At 52.1% G+C, this 15409-nt stretch carries 14 protein-coding genes; 6 read left to right on the top strand and 8 right to left on the bottom strand.

Features of this window, described 5'->3' with window-relative positions; translation table 11 throughout:
* The first annotated feature begins 18 nt into the window (after positions 1–18).
* The 5 genes from RHH81_RS11495 (at position 19) to RHH81_RS11515 (ending at position 7087) form a co-directional block, all read left to right on the top strand.
* Positions 19–480, top strand: coding sequence for a tRNA (cytidine(34)-2'-O)-methyltransferase (locus RHH81_RS11495; protein ID WP_149819613.1), 462 nt, complete (start codon positions 19–21; stop codon positions 478–480).
* Positions 480–980: a gamma-glutamylcyclotransferase family protein gene (locus RHH81_RS11500; RefSeq protein WP_206200283.1), complete on the top strand. Its 501-nt coding sequence runs from the start codon at positions 480–482 to the stop codon at positions 978–980. The genes RHH81_RS11495 and RHH81_RS11500 overlap by 1 nt, the downstream gene beginning before the upstream one ends.
* Positions 977–2230 (top strand): HlyD family efflux transporter periplasmic adaptor subunit, encoded by a 1254-nt coding sequence (locus RHH81_RS11505; RefSeq protein ID WP_310438555.1) that lies wholly within the window; start codon positions 977–979, stop codon positions 2228–2230. The genes RHH81_RS11500 and RHH81_RS11505 overlap by 4 nt, the downstream gene beginning before the upstream one ends.
* Positions 2231–2233: 3 nt before the next feature.
* A complete protein-coding gene (locus tag RHH81_RS11510; protein ID WP_310743075.1) occupies positions 2234–4441 on the top strand; it encodes a glycosyltransferase in 2208 nt (735 codons plus the stop codon).
* Positions 4442–4843: 402 nt separating this feature from the next.
* Entirely contained in the window at positions 4844–7087 is a 2244-nt protein-coding gene (locus RHH81_RS11515; RefSeq protein ID WP_310743076.1) for a glycosyltransferase family 2 protein, read from the top strand.
* On the opposite strand, the gene RHH81_RS11520 is transcribed toward RHH81_RS11515, so the two are convergent.
* The 3 genes from RHH81_RS11520 to RHH81_RS11530 form a co-directional block, all read right to left on the bottom strand.
* Positions 7084–8277 carry a hypothetical protein gene (locus RHH81_RS11520; RefSeq protein ID WP_310744297.1) on the bottom strand — a complete coding sequence of 398 codons (1194 nt, stop codon included), beginning with the start codon at positions 8275–8277 and terminating at the stop codon, positions 7084–7086. The genes RHH81_RS11515 and RHH81_RS11520 overlap by 4 nt on opposite strands.
* Positions 8278–8555: 278 nt before the next feature.
* Positions 8556–9140 carry an RdgB/HAM1 family non-canonical purine NTP pyrophosphatase gene (gene rdgB / locus RHH81_RS11525; RefSeq protein WP_310743077.1) on the bottom strand — a complete coding sequence of 195 codons (585 nt, stop codon included), beginning with the start codon at positions 9138–9140 and terminating at the stop codon, positions 8556–8558.
* A 3-nt stretch (positions 9141–9143) separates the two neighbouring features.
* Entirely contained in the window at positions 9144–9797 is a 654-nt protein-coding gene (locus RHH81_RS11530) for a TIGR02281 family clan AA aspartic protease (RefSeq protein ID WP_206200289.1), read from the bottom strand.
* Positions 9798–9859: 62 nt separating this feature from the next.
* On the opposite strand from RHH81_RS11530, the gene RHH81_RS11535 reads away from it, so the two are divergent.
* Positions 9860–10441 carry a Uma2 family endonuclease gene (locus RHH81_RS11535; RefSeq protein ID WP_206200290.1) on the top strand — a complete coding sequence of 194 codons (582 nt, stop codon included), beginning with the start codon at positions 9860–9862 and terminating at the stop codon, positions 10439–10441.
* Between the two features lies 1 nt (position 10442).
* On the opposite strand, the gene RHH81_RS11540 is transcribed toward RHH81_RS11535, so the two are convergent.
* The 5 genes from RHH81_RS11540 to sppA all read right to left on the bottom strand — a co-directional run bounded on the left by RHH81_RS11540 (position 10443) and on the right by sppA (position 15351).
* A complete protein-coding gene (locus tag RHH81_RS11540; RefSeq protein ID WP_206200291.1) occupies positions 10443–10847 on the bottom strand; it encodes an NIL domain-containing protein in 405 nt (134 codons plus the stop codon).
* A 1130-nt stretch (positions 10848–11977) separates the two neighbouring features.
* Entirely contained in the window at positions 11978–13495 is a 1518-nt protein-coding gene (locus RHH81_RS11545) for a CapA family protein (protein ID WP_206200293.1), read from the bottom strand.
* A gap of 96 nt (positions 13496–13591) precedes the next feature.
* Complete coding sequence (locus RHH81_RS11550) at positions 13592–14062, bottom strand: CBS domain-containing protein (protein WP_206200294.1); 471 nt, start codon at positions 14060–14062, stop codon at positions 13592–13594.
* Between the two features lie 2 nt (positions 14063–14064).
* Positions 14065–14496: a chorismate mutase gene (aroH, locus tag RHH81_RS11555; RefSeq protein WP_149819637.1), complete on the bottom strand. Its 432-nt coding sequence runs from the start codon at positions 14494–14496 to the stop codon at positions 14065–14067.
* Between the two features lie 30 nt (positions 14497–14526).
* Complete coding sequence (sppA, locus tag RHH81_RS11560) at positions 14527–15351, bottom strand: signal peptide peptidase SppA (RefSeq protein ID WP_149819639.1); 825 nt, start codon at positions 15349–15351, stop codon at positions 14527–14529.
* Positions 15352–15409: the final 58 nt, after the last annotated feature.

A 15409-nucleotide genomic window follows, 5' to 3' on the forward strand; every position in this document is an offset into this window, starting at 1 on the left:
TGCCACTGACTCAACGCCATGCCTGCTGTGGTGCTTGTCCATCCCCAAATTCCCCCGAATACAGGCAATATTGCCCGCACCTGTGCTGCCACCCACACACCGCTGCATCTGATTGAACCCTTGGGCTTTGAACTCAGCGATCGCTACCTCAAGCGAGCTGGTCTTGATTACTGGCCCTATGTCACCTTGCACTGCCACCCCGACTGGCCGACGTTCCTCAAAACTACCCATAGCGGGGGTCGTCTGATTGCCTTTGAGCCTTCAGCCCAACAGATTTACTGGGACTTTAGCTTTGCTGAGAGTGATTGGCTGATCTTTGGCAGCGAACCCGATGGCATCCCCGCCGAAGTCTTAGCGACCTGTGACGCCTTTTTGAAAATTCCCATGTGGCAGCCGGCGGTGCGCAGTTTGAATCTCTCGGCTTCGGTGGCGATCGCCCTCATGGAAGTTTACCGCCAACTCTATTCCTCAACTGCTTGATGACCGAATCACTCCCCCTTGATGATTCCCATATTTTAGACAACGGCTGTATCTGGTACTTTGCCTACGGCAGCAACCTCTGTACCGCCCAAAAAAAACGTCGCATCGGTACCGTCCCCACTGCTGAAGTTGCTGAACTGCGGGGCTATCGCCTTGTGTTCAATAAACGCAGTAATGATGGCACTGGCAAAGCAAATGTTGTCCCTGATCCTCACCGTTCTGTTTGGGGTGTGATTTATCGCTGCACAGAAGCAGACATTGAACGCTTAGATTTTTACGAAGGTGTTAAGTGGGGACATTACCGCCATGAATTTGTTAGAGTCATAACGTCCACGGGTCAGGCGATAACAGCTCTGACTTATGTGGCAGGGGAGGATTTTATTGATGAAACCCTGTGGCCTTCAGCCGACTATTTAGAGACAATTCTCCAAGGGGCAAAGGAGCATGGGTTTCCTGTTGAGTATGTTGCTGAGCTGTGGCAGTGGAAAAACCGAATATGAATACCTCATCATCTTCCAGTGCAGTTGCCACCAAACCCCCACAAACTGAGAAACGGCGCCGCATTTTTCGGATAGTGCGGATTGGCTTGGGGGTGACGCTCATTGGCTTAGCGGTCTATCTCCTCTGGTGGCGACAGCGCAATGTGGTCAGTCGTGTCGGCTACCTCAATGGCACAGTGATTACCCTCTATGCCACGATCCCCGGCACCCTAACCCTAAAAGACTTGCGCCCTGGCGAACGCCTGAATGCCGGTACGGAAATTGGTACCATCCGCAACGATCGCAATCCCCAACTGGAAACCGATCGCCAAAATCTAGAAACTCGACTCAATGTCGCCCTTTCCCAGCAGCAGGGACTGCAACAGAAACGCAACAGCCGTATGGCTCTGATTTCTCAACTCGATCGCTATCAGCAGAGTCAGCAAACCCTTGAAGTTCGCTTTGCCCAAGAGGCAGTGCAGCGTACCCTAGGGGAACTGCGCCAAGCCCAAGAAGCTCTGGCCATTGCCCGCATTGAAGCCGATCGCTATACCAGCTTAGTGGAAACAGGGGCTGTGGCGCGCCAACTCGCCGATGAAGCCGTTTCCCGTGCCAAGCAAGCAGCGAAATTTGTTGAGAGTAAACAGGCCGAACTGCGCCGCCAACAAACAGCCCTACAAGCGGCTCGCCAAGGACTGCAACTCGATGCATCACGCACCTTTAGTTTTCCCCAGATCCGTTTGATTGATTTGCAAGTTGAACTGGTCGATATTGAGGTTGAACGCTTGGCAGTGGCCACAACGATTGCCGAGCTACGCCGTGAAATTGCCAATATCAAACAGCAACTCTCCCTGCAACGCCTTGCCCCCGTGACAGTACCGACGACCGCAGTGGTTTGGTCAGTGATCCACAAAACAGGGGATTTGGGTATTCCCCTGACCGCAGGGGATCCGATCGTTAAAATTCTCGACTGTAGCGATGTTTGGGCAACGGGCTTGGTGGCGGAGCGGGATAATCCTCGCCTGCAGGTGGGTCAGGAAGCAACAGTGCGCTTATTGGATGGGAGCGATCGCCGGCTAACGGGGATTGTCCGTGCCATTCGCGGCGGGCCAGGTAAAGTCGAAGTGGGTGAAAATGTGGCTGTGCCCCCCCCCGATCTAGTGCGCAATGAACTGGCGGTTGATGTTCAACTCTACAACCTACCAGAGGACTTAACCGCTGAGCGTTTCTGTGGTGTGGGCCAAAGTGTCGAAGTGGTGTTTAGAAGCTAAATCATGCGCCTCAAGTCGTTGCAAGCCGATGGCTGGCTCTTGCTCTTAGGCATTCTCGCCCTCCTAGGGGTACTGCTGTGGCAAGTGAACTGGCGAGATTTACTACCGAATCTTGTCGGTTTTTGGCATGGGGGACAAGCCATCATGCGCCCCCAAGGAACCACACTTGAGGCTTTACTGCTGCCGGCGTTTGTCTGGTTGGCAATCACGTTTCTCCTAAAGGAACTCTCCCCTAAACCGACCTTCTGGTCACGGCTGATTGTCAGTGTGGGTCTTGCCCTATTGGGGATTCGCTATGAACTCTGGCGCCTGTTGAATAGCCTCAACTTGGATGATCCCCTCAATGGCACGATCTCCGTCGTTCTCTTTTTGGCAGAATTGCTGACAGTTCTCAATAGTGTAGCCTTTTTCTTTCACTGTATTTTCTCCATTGACCGCACACCCGCAGCCGATCGCCTCAGTCAAGCAGTGATTCGCGGTGAGTATTTGCCTTGGGTGGATGTGATCTTACCGACCTACAACGAAGGGGTGGATATTTTGCGGCGTTCAGTCATTGCCTGCCAAGCCATGGACTACCCCCACAAGCGCATCTACTTGCTGGACGATACCCGACGGCCGGCGGTACGTGCCCTAGCTGCAGAACTGGGCTGTGAATATCGCGATCGCCCCGACAACCGCCATGCCAAAGCTGGCAACATTAACCATGCACTGCCCACACTCACGGGGGAGTTGATTGCCGTCTTTGATGCCGACTTTGTGCCGAGTCGCAACTTTCTCACCCGCACCGTGGGTTTTTTCCAGGATGCGAAAACGGCAATGGTACAGACCCCCCAACACTTTTTCAATGAGGATCCAGTGACTGTGAATCTAGGGCTAGAGGGGATTCTCAACAACGAGCAGACGCTGTTTTTCCGCTTTATTCAGCCCAGCCGCGATTACTGGGACTCTGTGGTGTGCTGTGGCACCTGTTTTGTGATTCGCCGCCGTGCCCTCGATGAAATTGGTGGCATTCCCACAGACAGTATCACCGAAGACTACATGACAACCATTAAGCTGCAAAGCCTTGGCTATCGCGTCAAATACCTCAATGAAGCCTTGGCGGCGGGGATGTCGCCGGAGACGATTAGTGCCTACATTAACCAACGCTTGCGCTGGGGGCAGGGCACACTGCAAATGCTCTTTTTGGGGGGCAACTTTTTCACTGCCCCTAATCTGCGGTTAACGCAGCGCCTCTCCCATTCCTTGAGTATCATCTACTGGTTTCTTTCCATTCCGCGGGTGATCTTTCTTTTGGCACCGTTGGCCTTTTTGCTCTTTGGTATTGCTCCCTTGCGAGCAACGGTGAACGAGATTCTTTACTTTTACTTTCCCTACTATCTGGGGAATATCATGGCGTTTTCTTGGCTGACTGAGGGTCGCCGCTCCGCTTTTTGGTCGGATGTCTATGAAACAATTATTGCCTTTCCCATGGCCATCACGGTGATTCGCACCCTCATCAATCCGCGGGGCAAAACGTTTAAGGTAACGCCCAAGGGGATTGTGGATCCCCACCGCATCAATGTTAATTGGCCACTCATTCGCCCCCTGCTGGTGATTGCCCTTTTGACGATTGGGGGCTTGATTTGGCGCAGCTCTTCCCTTCAAGAGACGAATGTCAATCCCGATAGTTTGGCGGTGAACATGGTCTGGTCAATCTATAATTTGTCACTTTTGTTGGTGTGTATGCTGGTGGCCATTGATGTACCGCAGCGCCGTTTTACCCGCTTCCTGCGGACTGAACCCTGCGAACTCATTGTTGGGGGCGATCGCTATGTCGGGCAAACTGTGGATATTTCTGAAGAGGGCGCCCGCTTACAAATCCGCCACTGTGACACTTGTCAGGAAAACCATGCTTCACCGCAGGGATTACGAACCTACAGTGCCCAATTTCGCCTCTTGCCTCCTAGCGAACTCGCAGATCTATGGCTCTCGGCAGAGCTGCGCTGGCACGATCAGGAGCGCCTGATTCAACTTCAGCAGGGGGCGAGCAGCAACCCTGTCGAAATGCGCATTCGCTTTGTGGATCTATCCTTGGCAGAGCACCGTCGTCTCATCCCCTACCTCTACTGCCAACCGGGACAATGGGATGAAATTCGTGTGCCTGAAATTAAGACCGCTTGGGCAATGATTCAAAGCGTCTTTCGCCTGCATCCCCTTGCGGAAAGTCGCTAGCCCATTGTTGAATTTTTGCTTTAATTTTTCGGTATAGGCTTAGTTTTGCTAAAGCATTGGGTACACTAGAGGTAAGTTCCCTAAATGGATTAGCACCATGGTGAAAAATTACATCTGTCCCATTCTTGCCAAGCCAAACTGGCCATATTTGTTAGCCTACGAATTCGCTGCAATTATTCTAGGCAGTCGGAAATTTTGCTGATAATTAGTCTTGCATGTAGAAGCATTGTTATTCATCAAATCAATTAACACGACTGCTACATCCAAGATTCATTGATCAAAGCATTGAAAATAGTTGAAATCTAAAGAGTTGCTCACCCGATCGTAATTTTGAGGTCGTGGCGTTGTTCAACTCTGAGTGAGTACAGGATGTAGAGCTTCATCCCAACTGACTGTGTTCCCATGAAGCTACTTGAAACTAACAACCTATCCCCTAGGGTTTCTCAGCCATCGAGGCCGCCTACACCACAGGCACCTGCGCGATCGCGACGTATTAGCCCTGATCTGTGGCTTTTACTGTTGGGCAGTGGCACATTTCTGGCCGTCCTGCTGAGTCAACTGGATTGGCAAAACTTTCTACCCAACTTAGTCGGTCTTTGGCACGAGGGGAAAGCGCTGCTGCGGGCTGACGGCACGACGCTTCAAGCACTCCTATTGCCCACACTAGTCTGGATTGCCATTACGTTCTTCCTGAAGGAGATTTCCCCCAAGCCCAATTTTTGGTCGCGTTTTATTGTGGGTTTGGGGCTGACCCTGTTGGCACTGCGGTATATCCTCTGGCGTTTTTTTAACAGCCTCAACCTAGATGATCCCCTCAATGGCACGATTTCGATTCTGTTATTTATCGCTGAACTACTGACCCTAACAAATACCATTTGCTTTTTTGCCCTGTGTATCTTTTCCAAAGACCGCAGCCCTGAGGCCGATCGCCTAAGCCAAGCCGTGATTCGGGGGGAGTATTTGCCTTGGGTGGATGTGATTCTGCCCACCTACAACGAAGGGGTGGACATTTTGCGGCGTTCAGTCATTGCCTGCCAAGCCATGGACTATCCCCACAAGCGCATCTACTTGCTGGACGATACCCGACGGCCGGCGGTGCGTGCCCTAGCTGCAGAACTGGGCTGTGAATATCGCGATCGCCCCGACAACCGCCATGCCAAAGCTGGCAACATTAACCATGCACTGCCCACGCTCACGGGGGAGTTGATTGCCGTCTTTGATGCCGACTTTGTGCCGAGTCGCAACTTTCTCACCCGCACGGTGGGTTTTTTCCAAGATGCGAAAACGGCAATGGTACAGACCCCCCAACACTTTTTCAATGAGGATCCAGTGACTGTGAATCTAGGGCTAGAGGGGATTCTCAACAACGAGCAGACGCTGTTTTTCCGCTTCATTCAGCCCAGCCGCGATTTCTTTAACGCCGTTGTGTGTTGTGGCACCTGTTTTGTGATTCGCCGCCGTGCCCTCGATGAAATTGGCGGTATCCCCACCGACAGTATCACCGAAGATTACCTCACCTCGCTCTATTTGCAGGGGCGTGGTTATCAGATCAAGTATCTGAATGAAGCCCTCTCAGCAGGAATGTCACCAGAAACCATCAGCGCCTATATTAACCAGCGATTGCGGTGGGGACAAGGTACCCTGCAAATACTGTTTCTCAAGGACAACTTTTTTACCATTCCTAACCTCAACTTCCTGCAGCGTTTTTACCATAGCCTTGGCGTGCTCTATTGGCTGCTCTCGATTCCCCGCGTTATTTTTTTGCTGGCGCCCTTGGCCTTTTTACTGTTTGGGCTGGCGCCGCTGCGCGCCACAATTAACGAGGTAGTGTACTTTTACTGTCCCTACTATTTGGGCAATATCATGGCCTTTTCTTGGCTTACCGAAGGCCGCCGCTCCGCCTTTTGGTCCGATGTTTATGAAACCATCATTGCCTTTCCCATGGCTATCACAGTGATCCGCACCCTGATCAGTCCTAGGGGCAAAACCTTCAAAGTCACGCCTAAGGGGATTGTGGATCCCCATCGCATCAATGTTAATTGGCCAGTCATTCGTCCCTTGTTAATCATTGCCGCTCTGATGATGTTTGGTCTCATTTGGCGGAGTTCGCCTTTGCAAGAGACGCTGGTCAATCCCGATAGTTTGGCCATTAACATGGTCTGGTCTAGCTACAACTTTCTCTTGATTTTGGTCTGTGCTCTGGTGGCCATTGATGTGCCGCAGCGACGACATCCGCGGTTCCTGCGTTCTGAACCCTGTGAACTCATCGTTGGGAACAACTGCTATGGCGGACAAACGGTTGACCTGTCTGAGGAGGGGGCACGAATACGCCTCAATAGGTTGCCGGCGGAGTTGTTAGATGACCCCCGAGGCGAACTGCACTTTCTGGCGCCGAGCCCTTTGGTCTACTTGCGCTTACCGATCCAACTGCGGTGGTCAAGAATGGTTGCGTTAGGAAAAAACGCCACGGCTCTAGAGATTGGTGTGCAGTTTCTTCCCTTTTCTTTGCCAAAGCAACGTCGCTTTATTCGTTATCTTTACTGTCAACCCGGCCAATGGGATGAAGTTCGTGTGCCTGAGATTAAAACCGCTTGGGCAATGATTCAAAGTGTCCTTCGCCTGCATCCCCTCGCCGAGAGCCGCTAACCATTGAGAAGGGTGAGGAGATTTTGAATCGCCATACTGGTAGCGCGAATGGCTGCATGGATATTGGCGTTTTTTGGCTCCACTTGTAGCAGATAGGCCAAGCTGGATTGGAGATACGTCAGCGCCATCTGAATGTTGGGATCAATGTGCTGGTAGGTTTGGGGCGGGTAGGGCTGACCATAACTGGGATGGGCATAGCCAACGGAGTGCTCGTAGTTGGCCGCTGGATACCCTTGGGAATAGTCATAGTTGGGGTGGGGATAGCCCACAGAATGCTCGTAGTTGGCCGCTGGATACCCTTGGGAATAGTCGTAGTTGGGGTGGGGATAGCCCACGGAATGCTCGTAGTTGGCCGCTGGATACCCTTGGAAGTAGTCATAGTTGGGGTGAGAATAGCCGACGGCGTGCTCGTAGTTGGCCGCTGGATGGTCTTGGGTGGCTTCAACCGGTTGTGCAGGCTCAGAGGGGGTTGAAACTGTTGCTGCAACTGCAGGTACTGGTGGCGCTGACGGCAAAATGACGGCGTGATCTTCTTCCTTCTCCGGTTCGCCAGCAGGGGAGGCAATTGGCGTTGATGGGGTGCCACTGGCCTTGGCAGCCATAATTTCCGTAGCCTCAAGGATTTGGGTGGGGGCGCTGTCAATGTCTCCCATGCGTTCTCCCCGTTTGTAGGCACTGATCTGACTGGGACTCTCGGCGGTGTCTTTTTCCTCTTTTTTTAGCCATACCAGAAAGTCAGAGGCACTGTAGGTGGCTTCCCCGCCCAAGGTACGAATGGCAACAAAGCCATTGGCCGCATTGACGCTTTGAATGGGATACCAAGTGCCCCGATAGAGAATCATCGCATCCATCCCAAGGGAGTTACCCCCTGTCAGAGCGCCGCGTCGCTTACCCCGTGCCCAGCGGTCTTTCCACAGCACTCCCGCTTCGGTGTATTGGATCACATAGCCTTCGGGAACGGTGCGATGTTCGTAACGTAAACATCCGGGGGTTTGAGCCACGCCGACTTGGAAGATCTCATAGTCTACCATTACCTCTTGAATCAGAGGCCGATAGGGGGAGGCATCTCGTACTTCAATGGCAAGGGTGGGGGCATCTGTTTTCACCCGAGCAACAATGCCATCTTTGTAGGAAATCAACTGAACTTCATCAAAGGTGGTTTCGACGCGCAGGTGCCGATTCGAGAGCATTCGCGAATTTTTCTGAATCAAGTCTTTAATAAATTGGTCTATTAATTCGCGATCGCCCATAGTTTTTGCTTTGAATCACGGCAAGAAGACTGCCACTGGGCCTAAGGGACGTGCCCCCTTCCTTTCATTATATTCCCTATGAACTTCTTTCAATGAAGGGCATTGCTGAATGCAACTTTGCGACGCTAGACCCGTTCTTGCATAGGAGCCACAGGTTGGTTGAGGAACACTATTGGCGTCAGTGTAGGACAAAAAGCTTGCTGCCAACAACCGTGAATCTACGGATGAAAGGTTTGCAAATACTCCCGCAGCCGCTGCAATGCCTGACCCCGATGACTGACCTGTTGCTTTTCAGTGGGACTCATCTCGGCAAAGGTACGCTGCTGACTGGGCACCCAAAAGATAGGATCGTAGCCAAACCCCCCCCGACCGCGGGGCGCCGTTAAAATCTCGCCTGCACACCGTCCTTCGGTCGTAACGGCAATCGTGCCATCGGGACGCGCGAGGGCAATGACACAAATAAATTCAGCGGCGCGATCGCTGACACCGGCCATTTCCCGTAATAGACGCTCAATACGCTCAGCATCCGTCGCACCGTAGCGAGCCGAGTAGATCCCCGGTGCCCCCTCAAGGGCATGAACGGCTAGCCCCGAGTCGTCGGCGATCGCCCACGTTCCCAGCTCCTGAGCAGCAGTGGTGGCCTTCAAACAGGCGTTGCCCACAAAGGAATCCGCAGTTTCAGCAATCTCAAGCGTGGCTGGCAGGGGCAGCAACTCCCCAATCCATGGCTGTAACCAGCCTTGAAACTCTCTGACTTTACCGACATTGTGACTGGCTAAGACCGCTTGGGCGAGAATGGGCATTGCCTAAGGACGACGCTGCAACTGAATATGATCTTGCCGCAAACTGACATCAAAGTGCTGGAGAAAATCCTGCCCCAATAGGCCAATGGTCATTTCAGGCCCAGCGACAGCAACGGGCACTTGCTTCCGATGAAAACCGCCGACGCTGATGGATTGGACATAGACCACTGGCAGCACCACTTGACCATTCGCGGTATGAAACAGGCGATTATCCACCACTTGAGCGGGGGTAATGCCTAAAGCGCGTGCCATCGATCGCGTAATCACTGTCATACTGGCGCCTGAATCCACTAGCATCTCAAACCGTAACCGTTGATTAAACATCACTGGGATAACGGGAATTCCTCCCTGCCGCCGCAGAATCGGTACGATGCCACTGGGCTGGGTGATCACTGTTGCCATGGGCGGAGCAGGGGTTCGGGGAAGTTGTTGCAGCCGCACCAATTCTTGACGATAGCTAGTAAGGGCTGGCGCCTGTTGGGGATGGGCACGAATGACCTGATCGAGAATTTGCACCGCTGTTGCCCAGTCTTGGCTGGCGATCGCCCGATAAAAACTTTCTGGCAGTGCCACCACAGGCACCCCCTTGGCCGGGGCAATCAGGAGCATCATCCCCGCCAGCGTTGCCAGTGCCCAATATCCGTGTTGTTGGGTCATAATTTTCTTCGTACCCTAGGATCAATAGTAGCGAGATAAGCGTTGGCTATTCTAGGCTGCCAATGAGCACGCAACCTTCGCCACAACTGAGTCCTGAAGACTATCTGCAACGGGAAACCCAAAGTGGGGTCAAGCACGAATACATCAACGGTCAGATCTACGCAATGGCAGGGGCAAGCGATGCCCATGTCACCTTAGCCTTAAATTTGGCAACTCTGCTACGACCAACGGTGCGCCAACGGGGCTGTCGTCTCTACATTTCAGATATGAAAGTGCGTCTGGAGCAGCGAAATTGCTTTTACTATCCGGATCTTTTTGTTACCTGCGATCCACGGGATCGGCAAACCTCTCTCTATAAATCTTTTCCTTGCTTGGTGATTGAGGTGCTCTCTCCTTCAACAGAGGCCTTTGATCGCGGCGATAAGTTCCTTGACTATCAAAGCCTTGAGACGCTAGAGGAATACGTGCTGGTCAATACTCGTCAGCAGCGGCTAGAGACCTTTCGTCGCAGTACCTCGGGCTTATGGGTTTGGCAGGCCTATTCCCCGCCACAAAATTCGGTTGAACTCAAGAGCATCGCTTGGCAAGGCCACTTGTCTGATATCTATCAAGACGTGACCCTTGAGGAGGAGTTGAGGAGTTGAATTAAAAGTTGGTGTGAATCGCCTCCATCGGACACGCGGTCACACATTGCTCACAGACAATGCAACGGGAGCGGGTAAATTGGAGTTGAAACGTCTCTGGATGCAGCGTCAGCGCCTGAGTGGGGCATACCCCCGTACAGAGGCCACAGTGGACACAGGCCTGCTCATCAATCACAATTTCACGGCTGGCAAGGGAAACCTCAATATTCTGTTGCCGCAACCATTCTAGGGCGGCCTCCATTTGATCAATGTCCCCAGCCAACTCTAGAACCAGTTTGCCCACTTGGTTAGGTGCCACTTGGGCGCGAATGATATTGGCAGCAATGTTAAAGTCCTTGGCTAGGCGATAGGTGACGGGCATTTGAATCGTCCGTCGAGGGAATGTCAATGTGACTCGCTTTTTCACTGGTTGAAGCTTTGCATCGCAGTACAGCCCTTTCCACAAGTATCGCACACTCGCAACGCTGTGAAAGTTAGTGCACAGCCCTTTTCATAGGAATTGAAAATGAAAAACCACTAAATTTTGTTTACTAGTCTATAAACCTAAAAGCCATCTCCAAGGTGAAATTGTTACCCTGCTAGATAGGGATGAGATAGAGAATTTTTGTCAAAATTTAATAAATTATTAAAAATGAACATCGCAAAGAAAAACGAATCTCAAATCAAGCTAGAAGGTTCATCCGTTGCTGATGAAATGGCTCTTTTATGGATGCTTGCTGGCTTGATAATCATCTTCTTAAAATTATACTTTTCTCCCATCCTTTCAGTACAGTTGAGTTGTCAGCGCACTGAAACGAAAGATATGACCGCCACTGCCCAGTGCTGAGTTAAAGAATATTGGTTTTGGGGATTGTATAAACGAAATGAAATGTTAGTTGAATACGTCTCAGGGAGTAACATTGAAATCAAAGAGGAAATAGTTCGACGTGGTCACCGACGGAAATATTGCGCTTCTTGGAGCCTAGAGGATCATGGGGGTTCCTCTGTTGGTGGATGGGGTGGGGGAGATTGTGGTGCGATGAAAGCGGCACAAGACTGATTATCAAGATTCCTGTAGTCTAATCGAGAAACCTAGACGTATACCTATAGAAACCGTGATTGGTTACCGAGTGCAATTATATCTATTTTGACTTTGCCTTTGACGGTTAACTTCTTAGCAGTCTCTTATCAGCGATTCTACTATCCTCGTATGTCAGAGTTGTTGAAATATAAGGAAACATTAATCATTGATCGGTCTACAAGAAAGATTATATGGGAGAATCCGAAAACCAAATTTCGCAGAGAATATGACTTTCCCGATATAGAGGCAATGATTGTCCAAAAATATGTCGAAGTGATACAAGGCAGGCATGACCGTTCTTGGGAACAGAATCATTTCAAGATTTACTTCACTCTTAATGTGCCGGGGCCTCCTCGCAGAGTGCCTCTTTATCAAGGATGTAACGATGCCATAGCCGAATCCCTTATTACACAAATTCCTAAGTTTCTACCGGTCAAAATTGAGCACCAACAGTTGTCTCACCGACCAGAGGAAGACTAGGATTGGGAATCGGTGCTGACAATTTCACCGAGGCGTTCAATCTGCAAGGGAGTGTTGGGAAAGTCGGCTTGGGTTAAACGGCGAATCAGTTGCACACTGGCAAAGTTTTGATCAATGTGGGGAATCCCCTTGGCATCGAGGCGTACAGGAATGACTTTACCTTGAAGGAAGCGGCCAGAACCGTCGAGTTCAACATCTAGGATTAAGGACTTGCCAAGGGTGCCGTGACTGCTCAGGGTCTGATAGCCGACAAAGTTCCCTAGGGAATAGGCAATGAGGCGGCCTTTATACAATTCAAGGGCACGGGGGACATGGGGGCCATGACCTAAGATTAAATCGGCACCGTTATCAATCATGGTGCGGGCAAACTGAACCACATTGCCGCGGTCTTCGCCATAAAAGTACTCGGTGCGATCGCGGGTGTGAATTTGATCGCTGCCTTCGGCGCCACCATGGAAACTAACAACCACAATATCAGCGTTTTGCTTGGCCTTCTGTACAAGAGCGGCACCGGCCTTGAGGTCTTGAATGCGATTTTGGCCGTAGTAGGTGGCAAAGCCAATAAATGCGGTTTTCAGGCCATTGACTTCGAGGTAGGTAATTTGATTGAGATCACCAATGGCGGTCATGCCAGCGGCGTTGATGTGGCGAATCGTATCGCGAAATCCCTGCTCATGAAAGTCGTAGCTGTGGTTGTTGGCAATGTTGAGGACATTGAAACCAGCTTGGCGCAACACCTGTGCATAGCTGGGCGGTGAGCGAAAGGCAAAACTACGACCACTACTGGTGTTTTTGAAGGGATGGGGATGATCGGTGAGGGTACTTTCATAATTGCCAAAGAGGAGATCTGCCCCCTGAAGATAGGGTTTCACTTGGGCAAAGAGCTTTTGTGGATCCGCAGGCAAGCGGTTACTCGGAAAATTGGTGCCAAGGACAATATCGCCAACGGCCTTAATCCGCAGCCGGCGATCGCTCGGGGCGGGTGGGGGGGGCACAAGGGGAACGTCGGGTTCAGGGGTTGTAATGGCTGGACTGGGTTCCGCACTCGGCGGGGCATCGACACTGAGTTGATTTTGCAGGGTAAGGGCAACGGCACTCGTGCCCGCGATCGCCAGTAAACTGAGGGCAAAAGCACTGACCGCTTGATGGGATGGCGTGGTGGCAGGTGTTGTTGGATTTGAGCTTGCCTGCACAGACGGCGCCGCTGGTAAGGTCTCCTGTAAGTCAACGGTCTGTGTCCATTCTGGCCATTCTTCGCCAAGGAGCCGAGCATGGAGCCGTACACGTAGAACGCCTTGGGGCGCCAATTGCTTGAGGCCTCGGCAAACAAACTGAACGCAGACTTGGGGAGGGAGCGATCGCGCCGCTTCAAACATAATTTGTAAACAGTCACCCCGTCGCCGAACGAGGGCACGCACTCCCTTGGCCTGAAGCGTGCGGTTCATCAAATGGGCAATGGCCTCTGCTTGACCCTGCCGTGCCTGCTGCCAAATCAAATCAAGGGAAGCGGTCATGATCAAAGAACCCTCAGGCGATCGCGAGCGAACCTGTGGTTATTCTATGGGAAGTCACCAATCTTGAAAGTTAGTGTCAGGCCAATTTGACAAACGTCACGCAGAAGTTTCTTGGGTATGCAGGGCGCGCAACAGATCATGACGGCTAATAATGCCGACCAATTCTCCTTGGGCATTCAAGACCGGCAGGCGACTAATGTGGTGATTCACCATGAGGCGAGCCGCTTCGGCAATGGGGGCATCCACCCCAATGGTGTGGGGGTTAGGGGTCATCACATCCTGCACCTGTTGGCCAAGGGTTTTCTTGAGGTGTTGATGAAAGGATTCTGGAGACTCAAAGTAAATGATGCTGCCGAGGAACGTAATGTACAACGGTGGCTCGAGAGGCGCTTCGCGCACGATCAGGTCAGCTTCAGACACCAAGCCCACCAATTTGCCCTTATCATCCACCACGGGGAGGCCGCGCACCTGTTTTTCTTCCATCAGGCGAACTGCCTCAGAAATCGGGGCATCGGCACGAATGGTAAAGGGGTTGGGGGTCATGTAGTCACGGACAAGAGCGGTCATAGTTAACCTAGGGAATGAGAGGACAGATGGAGGGGATGGTAGTCGCCGTGCATTGCCAGATCGGGACGGAGGCTCTGGGCATGGCGCAGGTAGGCATGGTAAATCGGTTGATCGGGGTTGGGGGTGTTGAAGTAAATCAAGCAGCGGATACAGCGGGGTAAGCCTCCCTCCACATGCATTTGTTGAACATCGAGGAGAGGAATGTTGCGCCAATGGGGACATTCCCGGGCGATCGCCGCCGGAAAGATTTGATCGAGGTCACGGGTCACAGAGAAGGTCACACTAATCACTTCCGAGAAATCGAGGGCATTGCGCCGCTCAATCTCGCCGAGGAGTTCCAAAACCGCCTCACGGATTGCTGGAATTGAATTTTCAGTGGCGGTAGTTGCTCCACGAATTGCTCGGACGCGCCAGCCCACAGTGTGCTCCTCCATCAAGATATCCGCAAGGGTACTGTATCCAGCTTAGGGGCGATAGAGCCATAGGGGAAGTCCATTGGTGGCCATTTCAAATTCCAACCAGTCGAGACCCGCTTGCCACGGAAAGGGGAATCGTTCCTGCTGACGCGGAAACAGCCGAGCCAAGGGCGACTTGGGTTCTTCAATGGTTTGCACCTTGGTTTTGTCGGGGTCAAGTCCTGCCAATTCCGCCAGCCAGCGACGGGCATCCTCCTCGGTTCCCAAGCGATCCACCAGTCCGAGAGCAAGGGCCTGTTCACCGGTAAAGACACGGCCATCGGCAAAACTGCGTACCGTTTCCACATCGAGGTTACGGCCTTCGGCCACGGTTTGGACAAATTGGTGATAGCTGGTGTCAATGAGGTCTTGGAGAATGCGGATTTCTTCCTCAGTGAGGTCGCGATCGAAAGCAAGAATGTCCTTGTAGGGGCCAGACTTGATCACCTTGAATGAGACCCCCACCTTGTCGAGGAGCCGTTGCAAATTGTTGCCCCGCAGGATGACGCCAATACTGCCCGTAATGGTGCCGGGGTTGGCCATGATGTGCTGTGCCCCCATACCGATATAGACCCCGCCAGAGGCAGAGATATTGCCAAAACTGGCAACGATTTTCATTTTCGACTGCAAACGCTTGAGGGCCGCATAGATTTCTTGGGAATCCCCCACGGTTCCGCCGGGACTGTCAATGCGCACCAGTAGTGCCGGATAGCCCCGTTCTTCAATGGTTTTCAGGGCTTTGAGGACACGACGGCGAGTACCCCCAGCGATCGCCCCCGTAATTTCGAGGCGGGCAATTTGACGATGGTAACCACGGGATAAGGGCCAAGGCATAGGCAGCAATCAGTTCAGCAAATCGTAACAATTGACTCGGATTTCTAATCTAGCAAGG

The organism is Thermosynechococcus sp. PKX95 (assembly GCF_031583295.1).
Taxonomy (GTDB): domain Bacteria; phylum Cyanobacteriota; class Cyanobacteriia; order Thermosynechococcales; family Thermosynechococcaceae; genus Thermosynechococcus.